Here is an 18,077-nt window from a genome sequence, read left to right on the forward strand (position 1 = left end):
TCGGGCAGTCCGCCGGTGAGTCGTCTGTCTTGACGGTCAATACGGGATAGTCTAGTTTTGTAGTGGGGGGTACAGTTTAGGTCGCGCCAGTGCGGCGGCCCACTCCTCTGTCCAGAGTAAGCACTCCGCTGTTCGTCCTTTCTCCTGTTCATGTCTGACAACAACCTGGGGGTTGTCTAGATGTCGACAAGGCTTGCCCTGCTCGCCGACACCGCGGTCAAAGTCCCGGTGAAGACCCTGCTGGACGCGGATTCTCCGAGGTTGGCGGGCATCGATGAATCCCACGCGCAATTGCTTGCCGCACTGCACACTTCTTTGCCTCCTATCATCGCCCACCGCGACACCATGCGGGTCATCGACGGTATGCACCGCCTGCGCGCCGCCATAATCCGCGGCGACGACGCGATCGAGGCGCGCTTCTTCGAGGGGAGCGAAAAGGACGCTTTCGTCGTCGCCGTCGAGGCCAACGTCGGGCACGGGCTCCCGCTGACGATGTCCGACCGCATGGCGGCGGCCAAGCGCATCGTCCGCACCCATCCGGAGTGGTCGGACCGGGCGATCGCGACCGCGAGCGGGGTCGCGGCGAAGGTGGTCGCCGCGATGCGGTGTGCAAGTGCGGATATTCCGCATTTGCACACCAGGATCGGCCGGGACGGCCGAGTCCGTCCACTCGACTCCGCCGCGGGCCGCAGGCTCGCTGGCGACCTGTTGCGGGAGAACCCGCAGGCCTCGCTCCGCGAGATCGTCCGCGCGGCCAACATCTCCCTCGGCACCGCGCGGGACGTGCGGGAACGGTTGCGGCGGGGCGAGGACCCGGTCCTGCCGAGGCAGCGCGACGCGCGCGACAGGCGGCGGCGGCCCGCCCCTGAGCCCAAGGTGATCGGCAGCGTGAACGACGGGGACCGCGGACGCGTGGCGGGGGACATGGTCTCGGTCCTGCGCAGGCTCCGCACCGACCCGTCGCTGCGCTTCAGCGAGGACGGCCGGTTCCTGCTCCGCCTCCTGGATGTCCACGCCATCGACGCGGACACCTGGAAGCGGCTGACCGACAACACCCCGCCGCACTGCCTGCGGACGGTCGCGGAGTTGGCCGAGGGCTGCGCCGACGTGTGGCGGCGGTTCGCGGACCAACTCAAGCAGTACCAGCGCGAGTCGGCCTAGTCGCCGAGGATGACCGCAACGGCACCGGGCGCCGCGCCCACATCGCCAACCGAGCAGCAGCCGCCGTTCCTCGGCGCGTCATCCCGTCGCAGGCGGGCAGCGCTGGTGGTGCTCGCGGTCTCGGCGTTCGTCGTCGTGACCACCGAGATGCTCCCCGTGGGGCTGATGGCGCTCATCAGCGAAGACCTCGATGTCACGCCCGCGAACGTCGGACTGCTGATGACCGGCTACGCGTTCACCGTGGGCCTGTCGGCGAGCCCGCTGACGGCGTGGACCTCCCGATGGCCTCGCCGCAGCCTGTTCCTGGTCGTCTGCGCTGTCTTCGCGAGCGGAACGGTGCTGGCCGGACTGGCGACGAGCTATCCCATGCTGTTGGCCGCCCGGCTGCTGTGCGGGGCGGCGCACGGGGTGTTCTTCTCGATCGTCAACGGGTACGCCGCGGCGCTCGCGGGTCCCGCGCGCGCGGGACGGGCGGTGGCGGTGATCGTCGCGGGGAACCTGGTGGCCATCGTGCTCGGGATGCCGCTGGGCAGCGCGTTGGCCTCCGTCGCGGGGTGGCGGGTCGCGTTCGCCATCGTCGCCGCCGTGTGCGTGGCGATGCTGGTCGCCGCCTTCTCCATCCTCCCCGCGGTGCCCGCGCAGCCGACCGTGCGGCTGGTCGACCTGCCGCGGGTGGCGCGCACGCCAGGTCTGCGCTCGATCGTGGTGGTCACCGCGCTCGTGTGCCTGGCGCACTTCACCGTCTACACGTACGCGACACCGCTGCTGCACAACGCGGGCATGTCCAGCGGAGCGACCAGCGGGGCGTTGCTGCTGTACGGGTTGGCGGGGCTGGCCAGCACCTGGCTCGTCGGCGTCGTCGCCGACCGGCGCATGCGACTGTGCCTGTTCGTCGCGATCGGGGCGCACGTGAGCGCGCTGGTCGCGCTCGCACTGGGCGCCGAGGTCGGGCTCGTGACGGTCGTGGCCTTCGCCGCCCTGAGCGCCGCGTTCACCGCGCTGACCATCGGCCTGCAGGCCGTGCTGCTCACCATCGCCGACGGCCACGTCGACGCGGCCAGCTCGCTGTACGTGGCCACGTTCAATATCGGCATCGGCGGCGGCGCCTTTATCGGCGGACTCGTCGTCGATCGCGCGGGTGTCCATTCGCTGCCCTCTGTGGCAATCTTGTTCGTAACCGCTGCGGCTGTGGTCATGTGGAGAATTCGCGACCCCCGAGCGTGACTTCTGGCAATCCGTGGACAAGCAGAGATACGGAGATCTCCTTGAGTGCACAGCGTCACCCCGTGCCCGCCGGGGGCACCGCGGACAATAAGAGCTGGTTCAAGAGCGCGGTCTTCTACCAGCTCCACGTGCGCGCGTTCCACGACTCGAACGGTGATGGGGTAGGTGACCTGGAAGGGCTTCGGCAGAAGCTCGACTACCTGGAATGGCTCGGCGTGACCTGCATCTGGTTGCTGCCGATCTACGAGTCGCCGCTCGGCGACGGCGGATATGACGTGTCCGACTACGAGACGATTCAGCCGAAGCTCGGCACCACGGCGGAATTCCGGCGGCTCGTCGCCGACGTGCACCGGCGCGGAATGCATATCATCACCGATTTCGTCCTGAACCACACGAGCGTCGAGCACGCCTGGTTCCAGGCGTCGCGCTCCGACCCGGACGGGCCGTACGGGGACTTCTACGTCTGGTCCGACACGAACACCGGGTACCCGGACGCGCGCATCATCTTCAACGACAGCGAGCACTCGAACTGGGCCTACGACCCGGTGCGGAAGCAGTACTACTGGCACAGGTTCTACACGCACCAGGCCGACCTGAACTTCGAGAACGAGCGGGTGCAGCAGGCGCTTCTCGACGTGATGCGGTTCTGGCTGGACCTGGGGGTGGACGGGTTCCGCCTGGACGCCGTGCCCTTCCTGTTCGAGAGCGAGGGAACCAACTGCGAGAACCTTCCCGGGACGCACCAGTACCTGAAGCGGCTGCGCGCCGAGATGGACCGCCTCTACCCCGGGCGACTGCTGCTCGCCGAGGCCGACGAGTGGCCGAACGACGTGCTGGAGTACTTCGGTGATCCGGCGGTGGGCGGCGACGAGTGCGACATGGCCTTCCACTTTCCGCTGACCCCCCGCGTGTTCATCGCGCTGCGCCGGGAGGAGCGCTACCCGATCTCGGAGATCCTGGCCGAGGTGCCCAAGATCCCGGACAACTGCCAGTGGGCGATATTCCTCCGGAACCATGACGAGCTCGCGCTGAGCATGGTGTCGGAGGAGGAGTACGAGTACATGCATTCGCAGTACGCGCCCGAGCCGAGGATGCGCGTCAACACCGGTATCCGACGCCGAATGGCGCCGCTACTCGACAACGACCAGGACAAGCTCCGGCTGGTCACCGCCTTGCTGTTCAGCTTCCCCGGCTCGCCGGTCCTCTACTACGGCGACGAGATCGGTATGGGCGACAATATCTGGCTGCCCGACAGGGACGGCTTGCGCACGCCGATGCAGTGGTCGGCTGAGGCGAACGCCGGATTCTCCGAATGCGCCGCCGATGAGCTCTACCTGCCGGTGGTGTCGGACCCGGAGTACGCCTGCGACGTGGTGAACGTCGCCGACCAGCGGAACCGGGAGGGGTCGCTGCTGCGGTTCGTGCGCTCGATGATCGCCATCCGCAAGGCGCACCCCGAGTTCGGTCTGGGGTCGTACGAGGAGCTGGACACCGGAAATCCGGCGATCCTAGCGTTTGTCAGGAGGCACCAGGGTTCGTTCGTGCTGTGTGTGAACAATCTGTCCTCGGTCGAACAGTCGGTGAGGCTGGACATCGAGCGGTACGGCGTGGCGAGCCTGACTGATTGTCAGGACCACCAGACAGTCGTGAGGACCGACGATGGCGCCTACGAGCTGGTTCTTCCCCGGTTCGGATTCCGCTGGCTGCAAAATCAAACCCTGACCAAGGCCTTCATCGACGATTTCACGTCGGTCAGCGCGCTGACGGCAGGAGATGGTGAGAACATAGCGGCCGTGAGTTGACGAGTTCCGGTGAGCCGCGACACGCCCAACCCCGGCGTGGAGTCGGAAGGGATTACCGTTCATGCGCTTGCTGACGTGTAGTAATAGCGGGCCGATCGCATCGTCATCGGGAAGTCGGGGAGGTGCGGGCACGCCACCGCCGGGCGGTCTCGTGCCCATGCTCTCCGCGCTCCTCGACGACTTGGGCGGTGCGTGGTTCTTCTCGGCGACGGGGGACCAGCGACCGTCCCAGCCGACCCGGAACGACGTCACCTGGTTTCCGGTGACGGTGTCCGGCCAGGAAACGTCCATGCGCAGCAGGGCCGCCGCCATCAAGCTTTTCCTGTGGACGTTCCACTACCTCCACGACACCTCGGTGGAGCCCGCGTTCGATGCGCGGATGCTGGCCGATTGGCGGGCATACCAGGAGGTGAACGCCCAGTTCGGCGATGCGCTGGCGAGGGGCGGCGATGACTCGGCCGACGAGGTGGTGCTGGTGCACGACTTCCACCTGATGCTGGTGCCGGGACTGTTCCGCTCGCGCCTCGGTCGGCGGAACAGCACGCTCGTCTACTTCCACCACGTTCCCTGGTGCGACCCCGGCTACTTCGGCCTGCTGCCGGATGAGGTGCGCGGCGCTGTCCTTCGCAGCCTGCTGAGTTGCGACGTCGTCGGGTTCCACAGCTCGCTGTGGGCACAGAACTTCATGAGGTGCTGCGAGCGGTATCTGCCCGGGGTCCAGGTCGACGGCCACGTCGTGGCCTATCGGGACAACGCCACCAAGGTCGTCGCGGCACCGGGGCCGATCGATGTCGACAGCGTCCGGTCGTTGGCCGACGGTGCGCTGGTCCAGCAGTGGCGTGAGACCTTGACGGCACAGGCGGGGAACCGGAGGATTGTCGCGAGGGTCGACAGGGTGGATCTCTGGAAGAACATCGTCCGGGGTTTCGACGCCTATGAGCTCGTGCTGGACCGCACACCGTCGATCGCCGACGAGCACTGGTTCTGCGCCATAGTCAGCCCGCCTCGGTTTCCCAATGCCAGGCACGCGGAATACGAGGCACGGTGCCGTGCCGCCGAAAGTCGCATCAACGCTCGATTCGGCAGCGCCGGGGACGCGGTGACCATGGTGTACCCGACCGGTTCGGAGAACCACCGGGCGCGCGCGATCGCGGCGCTGTCGCTGGCCGACGCCGTGCTCGTGAACCCCACGTTCGACGGCCTGAACATGGTGGCGAAGGAGTCCCTTGTGGTCAATCCGCAGGCGCCCTTGCTGCTGTCGCGCAACGCGGGGGCCTTCGACCAACTCGCGCCCGCCGCGATCGCGGTGGATCCCTTCGACGTCCTGTCGACAGCCGACCTGGTGGAAACCGCGCTGCGGACGCCGCCGCGCCCGCGCGACGCCACCCACCGCGCCTGCCTCGACGACCTGGCGGCCGAGACCGCCCGCGCGTGGTTCGACCGGCTCTTGTCCGGGTGACCCCGTCGTGTCCCTGAGCAGGAAACCGCAGCAGTAAGAGCAGGTAATCCCGAATGGGGGTCAGGTGACCGAGATCGTCAAACCGCCCGTGGTGCCGTCACGACTCGGGGTCGGCCCGATGTCGCGGCACGTGGTCGAGGCCGTCGTCCGCGCGGCCTACCGCCACGACCAGCGCCTCATGCTCGTCGCGAGCCGCGGGCAGATCGACGCCGAGGAGCTCGGCGGCGGCTACGTCGGGAACTGGTACACGGAGGCCTATACGCGTTTCGTGAGGTCCATCGACCCGGAGGGCCGTGTCGTGCTCTGCCGGGATCACGGCGGGCCGTGGCAGCGGCAAGTCGAGGTCGACAAGTCCTACAGCGAGGCCGAGGCGATGGCGGCCAGCCTGGCGTCGTTCCGGTGCGACATCGACAGCGGCATGACGTTGCTGCACATCGATGTCTCCAAGGACGCCGCCGGTCCCGCCGAGTTCGAGACGGCCCTCAAGCGCCTGGTGACGCTGTACGCGGAGTGCCATGAGCACGCCAAGGGCCGCGGCCGCGAGGTCGCGTTCGAGGTCGGACTCGAACAGCAGGAACCCTCGATCGACGACCCGGCGAACTTCGCGGACGGACTCGCCGACATCATGCGGGAACTCGGCGGCGCGGCCCTGCCGCGTCCGGTGTTCGTGGTGGCGCAGACCGGGACCAAGGTCGTCGGGAAGGACAACACCGGCGATTTCGAGGGGCACGGGAAGCAGGTCCACGACGTGCGGGCCATGGCGCGCACGTGCTGGTCGTACGGCGCCGCCTTGAAGGTGCACAACGCGGACTACCTCAGCCACGCGCGGTTCAGCCAGCTGGTCTCGGCGGACATCGGCGCCGTGAACGTCGCCCCGGAGTTCGGTGTCCTGGAGACACAGGCGATCCTCACCTGGCTCAGGGCGACGGGGCTGCGCTCGGCGGAGGAGCAGTTCCTGGAGTTGGCGCTCGCGTCCGACGCCTGGGGCAAGTGGTTCCCGGACGGCAGCGGCACCGACCACGACAAGGCAGTGGTCGCGGGTCACTACGTCTTCAGCACCCCGGAGTTCCGGGAACTGAAGGGCAGGCTGGACCGGGCGGCCCACGGCGAGGCCGGCCTCGACCATGCCATCAGAACGACGCTCGACGCACACCTCGACCGGTACATCACGTGGTTGCGGCCGCGCTGAACTTGGAGGAACCGTGGTGGAGTTGGATGTCCTGCTAGGTCTCACCGACGGCGCCGAGCGGCCGGTCGAGAGCTCGGCGCCTGCCGGATTGCGGCGGCTGGCCTCGTCCAAGCGCATCGTCAAGCCGTGGGGCGAGGAGCGCTGGCTGGTTCCGGAGGGCAGCCCGTTCGGGTTCAAGGCGATCCTGGTGCGGGCGGGCGCGCGCACCAGCCTCCAGTACCACGAGGTGAAGGAGGAGGCGAACCTGGTCCTCCGAGGCCGCGGGCGGTTGACGTTCGCGAGCACGACCGAGGCGGCCCGCACGGAACACGAGTTGGCGCCGGGGGACATCGTGCACGTCGCTCCCGGCGAGGTGCACCGCATCGAGGCGCTTTCCGACCTCGTGCTCCTCGAGGTGTCCACACCGGAGCTGGACGACGTGATCCGGATCGAGGACGACGCGGCTCGGGGCAACGGCCGGATCCCCCAGGAGCACCGTGGCTGACCGGGCGGCCGACCACTGGCGAATCGGTGTCCTGTCCGGCACCGGTACCGCGCTGAAGCGAACGATCCCTGCGCTGCGGGAGTCCGAACTCTGCCGGGTGTCGGTCGTTCACGGACGGAACCCCGACCGCCTGCGGGCGGCCGCCCAGCACGCTCCCCACGCGAAGCTGGTCACCGACGAGCGGGAGTTCGAGGAACTCGCCGCCCACTACGATGTCGTCTTCATCGGATCCCCGCCGTTCCTGCACCCGCGGCACATCGCCCTCGCGGTCCGGCTCGGCAAGCCGATCCTGTGCGAGAAGCCGCTCGTGTCACGCCCGGACGACCTGGCCGCGGTGGTCGACACCCTGTCGGGTCACGACATCCCCTTCATGCTGGCGCACCAGCTGCGGCACCAGGAAGCGGTGCGGCACATCTCCTCGCTGGTCACCGGCGGCGAACTGGGCGTGCCGGTCGCGGCCACGCTCCAGTGGTGCTTCCGGATGAACCATGACGCGCCCAACGCCCGCTGGAAGGCGGACCCGGCCCGCGGGGGCGCCAGCGCACTGACCGACTGCGGCGTGCACTGCCTTGATCTCGCCGCGGCGTTGTTCGGCCATCCCGAGTCGGTGGCGGCCTCGGCGCACTCCGTCAAGAGCGCCTCGACGATGGACACGGTCGTGGTTCTCCTGTCGTGCGGCGGACTGCCGGTGATGGTCGTCGCCTCCCAGCAGGGCCACCCCGGAGCCAACGACCTGACCATCACGTTCTCCGATGGCCTGGTCCAGGCGAAGGGGATGCTGGGCGAGGCGGCGCTTCCCGCTGTCACCTGGACGCAGGGCTCGGCGACGACCACCCGCTCGTTCGACCCGGTCAACCTGTACCGAGCGGAGGTGGAGGACTTCTGCCGGTCGTTGTCGAACGGGCACAGCGTGGGGACCACGTTGGCGGACGCGGTCGCCGTCTGCGCGACCGTGTTCGCGGCGGAGGAGTCGGCCCGTCGCGGTGAAACCGTGACGATCAAACGCTAAGCCCGCACGCGGACCGGCGGCTCGGCGATGGCGCCGCCGTCGATCAACCGAGCAGCTCCGCCAGTTCCACGCGGTGCTCGGCCAGCCAGCCGTAGGCGGCGGCGATCCTGGCCGGTGTTCCGTTGTCGCGCAGTCTGACCATCGCCGGGTCGCCCGCCGCGGCGCCGGTTTCGATGCCGCGGCGGCTGCGGTCCTGCCACCAGAGGATGGTGTCGACCACGTCGCCGTGGTCGATCGCCCCGTAGCCGTCGCAGATGGTGCGGATGAGTCGGGCGGCCTCGGTCACGTCGATGACGGCGTGGCCGAGGTCCAGGTACTGCCAGCAGATGTGGGCGATGTCGTGGACGCGTTCGCCGGGTGCGGCGAGGTCCCAGTCGACGAAGGCGAAGGGCTCAAGCCCACCCGCGGCATTCCGATAGACGGTGTTCCTCGGCGACAGATCGTTGTGGCAGACCACTGCCGCGCCGTGGGCAAGTGGGGTGCCCTCGGTGAGATCGTGCAGTTCGCGGGCCAGGGCCGCGACCCTCGCCAGGCTCGCTCCGGTCCGGACGACCGCCTGGTGTTCGGGGCGCCAGACCGCTTGGCCGGGAAGGTAGGTCAGGATCTCGCGGTTCTCGCTGTCGACGCCGAGGAACCGGGGCGCGCCGGACCAGCCTTGGGCCGCCAGGTGCTCAAGCAATCGGTGCACGTATGCGGAACGCGGTTGCTGCGGCCTGCGAACGGTATCGCCGACGCGGGTCACCGCGTTGATCCAGCCGCCAGGCAAAGACTCCGACACCCGCCCATAGTGCCCCAGCGGGCATGGATTTGCCGACCTGTGTCGAAGGTCTTGACGCTGCGCGACATCCGGTTTCGCGCTGAATGCGCTCACTGCGGAAGCGTGGATGTCGGCAGTCGCGGTCACCACCGACAGTCTCGACAGATGTCGTCTCTTTGCGTGATGATGTCGATAGGTTGCAGATCGTCGCCTCGCTGCTGACGACGACTCCCTCCGGGACCCCTCCCGCCGCAGCCCGATCCACGTTCGCCCTGCCCGCGCCGCGGACTCATCGCCGCAGAGTCGGCGTGATCCGGTCCGTTCCCGCCCGCGTGCGCCGTACGACCAGGACCGCGCGCCGACCCCAGGATTCCGAAGGAGCTGCACGATGGCGCTCAGAATCACCGTGATCGGCGCCGGGTACCTCGGCATCACCCACGCGGCCGCCATGGCCGAGCTCGGCTTCGAGGTGCTCGGCCTCGACATCGACCTGGACAGGGTGCGGGCGCTCGGCGAAGGGCGCCTTCCGATCTACGAGCCAGGACTCGCCGACCTGGTCCACCGGCATCTCGCCGGTGGCCGGGACAGCACGGGAAGACTGCGGTTCACGAGCGAGTACGAGGAGGCGGCCGAGTTCGGCGACCTCCACTTCATCTGCGTCGACACACCGCAGGAGCGGACCGGCTTCGCCACCGACATGTCCAAGGTGGACCGGGTCGTGGACACGCTGGGTCCGCTGCTGCGCAGGCCCGCACTGGTCGTCGGGAAGTCGACGGTCCCGGTCGGGAGCGCGGGCAGGCTGGCCGCCCGGCTGGCCGGGCTGTCCCCGGTCGGGGCCGACGCCGAGCTGGCCTGGAACCCCGAGTTCCTGCGCGAGGGCTTCGCCGTCGCCGACACCCTGCGGCCGGACCGCATCGTCATCGGCGTCGCGGGCGACCAGGCCGAGAAGCTGCTGCGCGAGGTGTACGCGGTGCCGATCGCGAACGGCGTGCCGTTGCTCGTCACCGACCTCGCGACCGCGGAGCTGGCCAAGACCGCCGCGAACGCCTTCCTGGCCACCAAGATCTCCTTCATCAACGCCATGGCCGAGATCTGCGAGGCCGCGGGCGGCGACGTCGTCCAGCTCGCCGACTCGCTCGGCCACGACGAGCGGATCGGCAGGCGATTCCTGCAGGCGGGCATCGGCTTCGGCGGCGGCTGCCTGCCGAAGGACATCCGGGGGTTCCTGGCCCGCGCCGACGAGTTGGGCGCGGCGTCGGCCTTGGGCTTCCTGCGGGAGATCGACTCGATCAACATGCGCCGTCGCACCCACATGACCGAGCTGGCCCGCGCCGCCGTGGGCGGAAGTCTCCTCGGCAGGCGGGTCGCCGTCCTCGGCGCCGCATTCAAGCCCGACTCCGACGACGTGCGCGACTCGCCCGCGCTCAACATCGCAGGCCAGCTCCACCTGCAGGGCGCGCAGGTCACCGTGTTCGACCCCAAGGGGATGGACAACGCCCGCGCCGCGTTCCCGACCCTCGCCTATGCCTTGAGCGCCACCGAGGCGGTGACCGGCGCGGACGTCGTGCTGCACCTGACGGAGTGGTCGGAGTTCCAGGAGCTGGATCCGCTGCGGCTCGGCCGGGTCGCGGGCGCCCGCCGGATCATCGACGGCCGCAACACCCTCGATCCCGAAGCCTGGCGGGAGGCGGGGTGGTGGTTCCGGGCGATGGGCAGGCCGACCCTCTGACCAGAAAAGAGCCGAAACATGCGTCCAGACAAGCGGGTTCTCGTCACCGGCGGCTGCGGCCTCATCGGATCGCACCTGTGCGAGCGGCTGCTCGCCGACGGCTGCGAGGTGATCTGCCTCGACAACTTCAGCACCGGCACCGCGAGGAACGTCCGACCACTCGTCGATGATCCCGCGTTCCACCTCGTCGAGGCCGACGTCACCGCGGGCATCGGGCTCGACGGCCCCCTCGACGCCGTCCTGCACCTCGCCAGTCCCGCCTCCCCGTACGACTACCTCCGACTGCCGCTGGAGACCATGAAGGCGGGTTCGCTCGGAACGCTGCACGCACTCGACCTCGCCGCGGCCAAGGGCGCGACGTTCCTGCTCACCTCGACCAGCGAGGTCTACGGCGACCCGCTGGTCCACCCGCAGCCCGAGTCGTACTGGGGGAACGTGAACCCGGTCGGGCCGAGGGCCGTCTACGACGAGGCCAAGCGGTTCAGCGAGGCCCTGGCCGTCGCCTTCCAGGACGCCAAGCAGGTGGCGACGAAGATCGTGCGGGTCTTCAACACCTTCGGCCCCCGGATGCGGGCCGACGACGGCCGGATGATCCCGACGTTCATCTGCCAGGCCATCGACGGCAGGGCGCTGACGGTCACCGGGGACGGCAGCCAGACCCGCTCGCTGTGCTACGTCAGCGACACCGTCGAGGGCATCGTCAGGACCTTGTGGTCCGACGACGAGCACGGGCCGGTCAACATCGGCGGTGGGCTGGAGATGTCCGTGTTGGACACCGCCCGGCTGATCCTCGCGCTCACCGGTTCCCGCTCGCCCATCGAGTTCGTCGACCGGCCGCAGGACGATCCCGCGGTCCGGCGGCCGGACCTCACCCGTGCTGCCACCTCGCTGGGCTGGCGGCCGGTCGTGGACGTCGAGACCGGGTTGCGGCGGACCGTCGACTGGTTCCTCGCCACCAGGACGGTCAGCACGCTCGCGGGCTGACCACCCCCGGCCGATCGAAAGGTTTCTCCCAGTGCCCCCTCTGACAGAGCCCTCGGGCATCTCGGTGGTCATCCCCACCCGCGGCGACCCGGCTTCGGTGGCCAGGCTGCTCGCCTCGCTCGCGCGCTCGGCGAAGGAACTGCCGCCGCAGGTGGACCACGAGGTCATCGTCGTCGACGACACCCCGCAGCCGGAGCTGCGGGAGATCAGGCAGGTCTGCGCCGACCACGGCGCCCGGTACCTCGCGGGCCCGCGCCGGGTCGGCGCGAAGCGCAACGCCGGGGTCAGCCGCTCTCGGCATCCGCTGATCCTGTTCATCGATTCGGACTGCGTCGCCACGCCCGACCTGCTGCGCCACCACCTCGACGCGCACCGCGCCGAGGTCGCGCCGTCCGGGCGGCCGGTCGGCGCGGTGGCCGGTCCGACCCTGGTGGTGGAGCCGGACGAGAGCCCGGCCTGGCGGACGGTCAAGCACTCCGTCGTGGTCAATTCGCCCTGGCTGTGGCCACAGCGGTTCGCGGAGGTGTGGTGGGCGGCCACGTCGAACCTGTCGGTGCGCCGCGACGCCTTCGAGGCGATCGGCGGGTTCGACCCCGACACCTACACGGTGGTCGGGGGCGAGGATGTCGACCTGGGGGTGCGGCTGCACGCGTCGGGCTACGCCACGGTCTGCAGGCCGGAGGCCGTGGTCGGGCATGCGACCGACGGGATAACCAGTATCCGCCAGTTCCAGCGCAAGATGCTGTTGTACGGGCGCGCCTGCGTCTACAACTGCGCGCGGCAGCCGGAGCACGCGCGCTGGTCGGCGAACCCGGTCTCGTTGCTCGGCCTGCTCTGGGCGGTGAGCCTGCCGGTCCGCCGCGGCGCGCTGGTGGGGGCGCTGGGCACGGCGGCGGCCCTCGCCTGGTTCGGCGCGCAGGCCGCCCGCAGCGCGGGCGATCACGGCACGAGTCTGATCGAGGGCGTGCGCGCCACCTCCGTCGACTGGTGCTTCCACCTCGGTATCACCAGGGAAGCCCTGGCCAGGAAGCGCCCGGCGCTGGCGTTCCGCCGCTTCGACTACTTCCGGGCAGGCAACTTCATCCCGCTGCCAGCGGACGCCGAGACGACGGGAAAGGACACCGACGAATGACGCCCATGCTCGTCGTGCAGACGGGGATATACGGCTACGGCATCTTCGGAAGCCGGGCCGAGGAGAACCTGGAGGCGGCGCTCGACCTGGTCCGCGCGACCGGGTACGACGGGATCGAGGTGATGACCTCGCTGACCGGCGATCCCGGCCGCCTTGTGGCGGCCTGCGCCGACCGGGGTCTGGTGATCGCGGGTTTCCACGTGTTCTGGCACGAACTCGACGACTGCTGGGAGGCCGCGCGGCGGATCGGGGCGCCCCGGCTCATCCTGTCGGGGATGCCCGCGGACAGCGAGGAGAACGTCAGGGCGGCGCTCCCCGCGCTGCGCTCCACCGCCGCCAAGGCTCGTGAGCACGGGTTGCGCCTGCTCGTGCACAACCACGCCGAGGAGGCCCGCCCACTGGCGAGCGGGCGCTCCACGCTGGAACTCCTCGCTGATGAGCTGCCTGCGGAGGACCTCGGCTTCGTCGTGGACCTGCATTGGGCGTCGGTGGCGGGCGACCTGGCCAGGACGATCGCGGCCACGGCCGGACGCTGCGACTACTACCACGTCAAGGACGGCCTCATCGCCGAGCCGGAGAACAGCCGTTCCTTCGACCTCGGCGCCGGGGAGGTCGATCTGGCCGAGGGCTGGCGGCTGGCCACGGCTGCCGGTCCGATCGCCGTGGCCGTCGTCGAGCGCGGCATGCCCGCAGAGCCCCTGGAACCCGCGCTCCGGCACGACGCCGCGTTCGTACGCGGGCTCTTCGACCAGCGGCCGCGGGTGGCGCCCCGATGAGCGGGGAACGGGTCCGGATCGGGCTGGTCGGGTGCGGGGCGATCAGCGAACTCGGCCACGCCGCCGCCTTCCGCGCGCTCGAAGCGGACTGCCGGGTCGTCGGCGTCGCCGACATCGTCGCCGATCGCCGGGCCCGGCTCGGCGACCTGCTGGACGTGCCCGAGGCCCACCGGTACCCGGATGCCACGGCGCTGCTGTCCGATGGCCCGACGACCGACCTGGTGGTGGTGGCGTTGCCTCCCGCGCAGAGCGCGGAGGCGGTCACCGAGACGCTGGCTGCGGGAGCCCGGGTCCTGACGGAGAAGCCGATGGCCGCGAAACCCGCCGAGGCGTGGGCACTCGCGCGCAGCGCGCCCCGCAACCGGCTGGGCGTCGTCCACAACTACCGCTACCGCAGCGATGTCCGGCAGGCCATGGCGCACCTGCGCGCCGGGCGCATCGGCGCACCGCGGTTCCTCCGGCTCGAACGACCGGATCCCGGTCACTTCGCGGGCGCGGGCGCGGAACCGGACTGGCGGCGGACCGGTTCGGTGTCGGGATGCCTGCTCGACAACGCCTACCACTGGATCTACCTGGCCGAGGAGCTGGCGGGCTCCGCGATCGTGGAGGTCGGCGCCGTGCTGGCGCCCGACGACGGGACCGCGAACGATCTGGCCCTGCTGACGCTGACCCACGCCCGCGGCGCGCTGACGTCCGTGCAGGCGGCCTGGTGCGCGGCCGACGCCGCGCCCGTGATCGAGGTGCACGGCTCCCGCGGCTCGCTGCGGCTCACCGGGGACTGCGGCGAGTGCTTGAGCAGCGTGCCCGCGCCCGCCGCCGAATCCGACCGGGAGCCCGCCTACCTGGCCATGTACCGCGACGTGCTGGCCGCGGTGCGGGCGGACCTTCCGTTCGGCGCGCCCGCGGCGAGGTGCGCCGAGGTGCTGGAAGTGCTCGACGCGGCGGTCCTGGCCGCGAGGACGCGGCGCGCCGTGCCGCTGACCGCGCGGACGGGGTCGGCGGCGAACGACATGGACGAGCAGACAGGGAGTGCATAGATGGCGGACCCCGTTCTCCACGAACCGACCCTCCCCGACGAGGACCAGCTGACCGTCGCGATGTGTTCGGTGGGCAGACCGGCGCTGTCGCGTACGCTCACCGAACTGCGCGCCGGGGACATCGGCCAGATCCGGGAAGTCCTCATCGTCGACAACACCCCCGGCGGGACCCTCGACGGTCCGCGGCTGCGGGAGATCCTCGACCCCCTGCCGCTGCGCCTGCTGCGCAGCAGCGGGCCCGCCTCGATCGGGCGCAACGCGGCGCTCGCCGCCGCGACGACCGATGTCGTGCTGTTCATCGACGACGACTGCCTGCCCACCAGCACCTGGGCGAAGGCGATGGCCGCGTACCTGGCGGCCGAGCCGTCCGTCGCCGCGGCCTTCGGCGCTGTCGAACCGGTGCCCGTGCCGGGCGGGCACCTGGAGTGGACCGAGATCCCGAAGCTGGGCACGGTGGCGTGGGGGACGGCCTACACCGAGGGCAGGCAGCTGTGGTGCCCCGCTGTCTCGGCGCCGCCGTGGAAGGGCGGGATCACGCGCGGCGAGCCGACCGTTCCGTGGTGCGTCGTCGGCTCGTCCAACAACCTCGCGCTGCGTCGGAGCCGCCTGCTGCCCGACCGGCCCGCTTTCCTCACCCATCTCGGCCCCGGCACCGGGGCGGGCTCGGGGGAGGACACCGAACTCGGCTACGCGCTGATGGCGAGCGGGCGCGATGTCGCCTACCTGCCCGAGTCGGCCGTGTACCACGACTCCTGGCTTGAGATGCACCACGCCGAGCGGGCCCACCGCTGCTACTTCCGGGGCAACACCGAGGCGTTGGGGCACCACGCCCTGGCGGGCGACCCCCGGGCGGTGGAGCTCCTGATGGCCTACTGCACCCACTTCCTCGCCAACAACGCCTTCGGGCTTCGCGACCTCGGCGCGCTGATGGAGTGGGCGTACGGCGATCTGCGGGCGGGCGCGACCCGTCCGCCGCTGCGGAAGTCGGACCTCAAATGACGGCCGCGGAGCGGCCCCTGCGCTGGGGTGTGCTGGGCGCGGCGCGGATCGCCGAGGGATACGTGCTGCCCGCGCTGCACCGGTCGACGGGTTCGGTCCCGGTGGCGGTCGCCAGCAGCAGGCCGCAGGCAGGCAAGCGGCTGGTGGACACGTTCGCCTTGGAACGCGCCTACGACGACTATGGCGCGTTGCTGGCCGACCCGGACGTCGAGGCCGTGTACCTGGCCCTGCCGAACGCGTCGCACGCGCGGTGGACCGTCGCCGCGCTCAAGGCGGGCAAGCACGTGCTCTGCGAGAAGCCGCTCGCTGTCTCGGTGGAGCAGGTGGACGCCATCGCCGAGGCCGCAGGAGCCGCGGACCGGGTCGTGGTCGAGGCGTTCATGTACCGGTGTCACCCCCAGTTCCGGCACCTGCTCGAGCTGCTGGGCGCCGGTGTCATCGGCCAGGTGCGCGCGATGCACGGCGCGCTGTCGTTCGTGCTCGACGATCCCGGCGACATCCGGATGGCCGCCGACCTCGGCGGCGGCGCGCTGCTGGATCTCGGCTGTTACGTCGTCGACGCCGCGGTCGCGGTGTACGGCGAGGCTCCGCGGGGCGGGCTCGGCGTGCTGACGCCGGGTCCCACGGGAGTCGACACCCACTCCGGCGGGGTGCTGGACTTCGGCGACGGGCGCACCGCCGTGGTCGAGGTGAGCTTCCGGTTGCCGTGGCTGGGTTCCCGGCTGGAGGTCCGCGGCGAGCGCGGCAGCCTGGTGCTGCCGCAGGCGTTCAACCCCGGCACCGCGCCGACCGAGCTGCTGGTCGTCGACCAGCACGGCGCGCGCGACCGGATCGAGTTCCCGGGCGTGGACATGTACCAGCTCATGGTCGAGGAGTTCACCGCCGTCGTCCGCGGCGGCGGGCGACCGTTCCACCGCATCGGCGACTCGCGAGCTGTCCAACTCGGACTCGACTACCTGCGTACGGCAGTGCGCTGACCAGAAGGAGACCAGATGCGGTCCGACAGCGAACTCCTGGACATCCCGGTCGCACCCTTTGAGCTGACCGAGCGTCGGCGGCGCAACCAGGAACTCAACATCGCCGAGTACCGCGACCGGGCGGTGCGACTGGAGAGCCGTCCACTCGCGCTTTTCGTCGAGCTCACCCAGAACTGCAACCTGAGCTGCCCGATGTGCCGGTTCGGCGAGAAGTACCAGAAAGAGTGGAACATGACGGAGGAGCTCTACGAACGGCTGGCCGACGAGCTCTTCCCCTCCGTGCACCTGGTCGACATCCGCGGCTGGGGGGAAAGCACCATGCTCCCCCTGTTCGGCAGGCATGTCGCCCGCGCGCTGTCCTACCGGGTCAAACTCCGCCTGGTGACGAACGGGCAGATCAACCGGCCGCCGGTCTGGGACATGATGATGCGCGCCCACGGCCTGGTCACGATCTCGGTCGACGCCGCGGACCCGGAGCTGTTCACCAAGCTGCGCGGCGGCGGCACGATCCCGAGACTGGAGCGGACCCTCGCCGAACTCGTGTCCGCGCGGGACCGGCACGGCGTCCCGCGCGACCACCTCAGCTTCAACACCGTCGCCAGCCTGGACAACCTGCACGACCTGGCCAACGTCGTCTCGCTGGCGGCGCGGATGGACGTGCCGACCGTGGTCATCCATCCGATGGTCGCCTCCCTCGACGACCCGTCGCACCTGCGGCACGACCTGGACCGGACGCAGGAGGCCTACGCCGCCGCCGCGGAACGCGGCAGGCGGGAGGGCGTGGTGGTGCAGCTCGGCGCCGCGCCGGACCCGTCGCTCGCCATCCCGGAGATGGTGCGCCGACCAGCGTGCATGCACCCCTGGAGCTACGCCTACGTCCGCTACGACGGTTCGGTCGGGTTCTGCGACCACCTGCTCGGCTCGGACGACTACACGCTGGGCAACCTGCGCGACAGCACCTTCGAGGAGATCTGGAACGGCGAGCGCTGGCAGCGCCTGCGCCAGGCGCACACCACCGGGGACATCCCGGACCAGTTCGCGCCGTGCCGCTACACGTACGCGCAGCGGTACATCGACTTCGAGTACCTGGTGCATCCGGACCGGGAGGCGGGCCTGGTCAGCAACCAGACCCACCGGGAGGTGACCTTCCGCCGTGATCCCCGCGAGGCGCCGTCCGTGCCGTGGGTCCCGGCGGCCGACGGTCCGGAGGCGCTGATCCCGCTGGACGCGGTGACCGGGCGGATGCGGGAGGCGCGGGACTGAGCGGCATGGCGGGGAGGAACAAGCCGACGACACGCCGGGACCCATCCCGCGTCGCGCGGTGGGACACGGGCGTACCGGACGCCCGTTCGCCTGCC

Annotated in this window: 16 protein-coding genes; 15 read left to right on the forward strand and 1 reads right to left on the reverse strand. The window is 70.2% G+C overall.

Annotated features, from left to right (window positions below):
• The first annotated feature begins 180 nt into the window (after nucleotides 1-180).
• From IEY98_RS22180 to IEY98_RS22210, 7 genes are all read left to right on the forward strand, one after another.
• Nucleotides 181-1,161, forward strand: coding sequence for a ParB/RepB/Spo0J family partition protein (locus IEY98_RS22180; RefSeq protein ID WP_189212542.1), 981 nt, complete (start codon nucleotides 181-183; stop codon nucleotides 1,159-1,161).
• A 9-nt stretch (nucleotides 1,162-1,170) separates the two neighbouring features.
• On the forward strand, nucleotides 1,171-2,385 hold the full coding sequence (locus IEY98_RS22185) for an MFS transporter (protein WP_189212543.1): 1,215 nt from the start codon (nucleotides 1,171-1,173) through the stop codon (nucleotides 2,383-2,385).
• 62 nt (nucleotides 2,386-2,447) lie between these two features.
• Nucleotides 2,448-4,187, forward strand: coding sequence for a maltose alpha-D-glucosyltransferase (treS, locus tag IEY98_RS22190; RefSeq protein ID WP_229787221.1), 1,740 nt, complete (start codon nucleotides 2,448-2,450; stop codon nucleotides 4,185-4,187).
• A 157-nt stretch (nucleotides 4,188-4,344) separates the two neighbouring features.
• Complete coding sequence (locus IEY98_RS22195; protein WP_189212545.1) at nucleotides 4,345-5,646, forward strand: trehalose-6-phosphate synthase; 1,302 nt, start codon at nucleotides 4,345-4,347, stop codon at nucleotides 5,644-5,646.
• Between the two features lie 64 nt (nucleotides 5,647-5,710).
• Nucleotides 5,711-6,835: a tagatose-6-phosphate kinase gene (locus IEY98_RS22200; RefSeq protein WP_189212546.1), complete on the forward strand. Its 1,125-nt coding sequence runs from the start codon at nucleotides 5,711-5,713 to the stop codon at nucleotides 6,833-6,835.
• Nucleotides 6,836-6,851: 16 nt separating this feature from the next.
• Nucleotides 6,852-7,319 (forward strand): cupin domain-containing protein, encoded by a 468-nt coding sequence (locus IEY98_RS22205; RefSeq protein ID WP_229787223.1) that lies wholly within the window; start codon nucleotides 6,852-6,854, stop codon nucleotides 7,317-7,319.
• A complete protein-coding gene (locus tag IEY98_RS22210) occupies nucleotides 7,312-8,328 on the forward strand; it encodes a Gfo/Idh/MocA family protein (RefSeq protein ID WP_189212548.1) in 1,017 nt (338 codons plus the stop codon). The genes IEY98_RS22205 and IEY98_RS22210 overlap by 8 nt, the downstream gene beginning before the upstream one ends.
• Nucleotides 8,329-8,371: 43 nt before the next feature.
• Here the strand turns inward: IEY98_RS22210 and IEY98_RS22215 are convergent, their stop codons facing one another.
• The gene (locus tag IEY98_RS22215; protein ID WP_229787226.1) at nucleotides 8,372-9,232 is read right to left on the reverse strand and encodes a phosphotransferase; all 861 of its coding nucleotides are present in this window, start codon (nucleotides 9,230-9,232) and stop codon (nucleotides 8,372-8,374) included.
• Nucleotides 9,233-9,473: 241 nt separating this feature from the next.
• On the opposite strand from IEY98_RS22215, the gene IEY98_RS22220 reads away from it, so the two are divergent.
• Genes IEY98_RS22220 through IEY98_RS22255 form a run of 8 tightly spaced genes read left to right on the forward strand, consistent with a single transcriptional unit; the run spans nucleotide 9,474 to nucleotide 17,982 of the window.
• Nucleotides 9,474-10,814 carry a UDP-glucose dehydrogenase family protein gene (locus IEY98_RS22220; RefSeq protein WP_189212549.1) on the forward strand — a complete coding sequence of 447 codons (1,341 nt, stop codon included), beginning with the start codon at nucleotides 9,474-9,476 and terminating at the stop codon, nucleotides 10,812-10,814.
• 18 nt (nucleotides 10,815-10,832) lie between these two features.
• Nucleotides 10,833-11,798 (forward strand): NAD-dependent epimerase/dehydratase family protein, encoded by a 966-nt coding sequence (locus IEY98_RS22225; RefSeq protein ID WP_189212550.1) that lies wholly within the window; start codon nucleotides 10,833-10,835, stop codon nucleotides 11,796-11,798.
• Between the two features lie 31 nt (nucleotides 11,799-11,829).
• Nucleotides 11,830-12,930 (forward strand): glycosyltransferase family 2 protein, encoded by a 1,101-nt coding sequence (locus IEY98_RS22230; RefSeq protein WP_189212551.1) that lies wholly within the window; start codon nucleotides 11,830-11,832, stop codon nucleotides 12,928-12,930.
• Entirely contained in the window at nucleotides 12,927-13,706 is a 780-nt protein-coding gene (locus IEY98_RS22235) for a sugar phosphate isomerase/epimerase family protein (protein WP_189212552.1), read from the forward strand. Before IEY98_RS22230 ends, IEY98_RS22235 begins: the two co-directional genes overlap by 4 nt.
• Nucleotides 13,703-14,743 carry a Gfo/Idh/MocA family protein gene (locus tag IEY98_RS22240; protein ID WP_189212553.1) on the forward strand — a complete coding sequence of 347 codons (1,041 nt, stop codon included), beginning with the start codon at nucleotides 13,703-13,705 and terminating at the stop codon, nucleotides 14,741-14,743. Before IEY98_RS22235 ends, IEY98_RS22240 begins: the two co-directional genes overlap by 4 nt.
• Nucleotides 14,744-15,742 (forward strand): glycosyltransferase, encoded by a 999-nt coding sequence (locus tag IEY98_RS22245; RefSeq protein ID WP_189212554.1) that lies wholly within the window; start codon nucleotides 14,744-14,746, stop codon nucleotides 15,740-15,742.
• A complete protein-coding gene (locus IEY98_RS22250) occupies nucleotides 15,739-16,719 on the forward strand; it encodes a Gfo/Idh/MocA family protein (RefSeq protein ID WP_189212555.1) in 981 nt (326 codons plus the stop codon). Before IEY98_RS22245 ends, IEY98_RS22250 begins: the two co-directional genes overlap by 4 nt.
• A gap of 15 nt (nucleotides 16,720-16,734) precedes the next feature.
• Nucleotides 16,735-17,982, forward strand: a complete 1,248-nt coding sequence (locus tag IEY98_RS22255; protein WP_189212556.1) for an SPASM domain-containing protein — start codon at nucleotides 16,735-16,737, stop codon at nucleotides 17,980-17,982.
• Nucleotides 17,983-18,077: the final 95 nt, after the last annotated feature.

Origin of the sequence: Actinokineospora fastidiosa (assembly GCF_014648415.1) — a bacterium.
In the GTDB taxonomy this organism is placed as follows: domain Bacteria; phylum Actinomycetota; class Actinomycetes; order Mycobacteriales; family Pseudonocardiaceae; genus Actinokineospora; species Actinokineospora fastidiosa.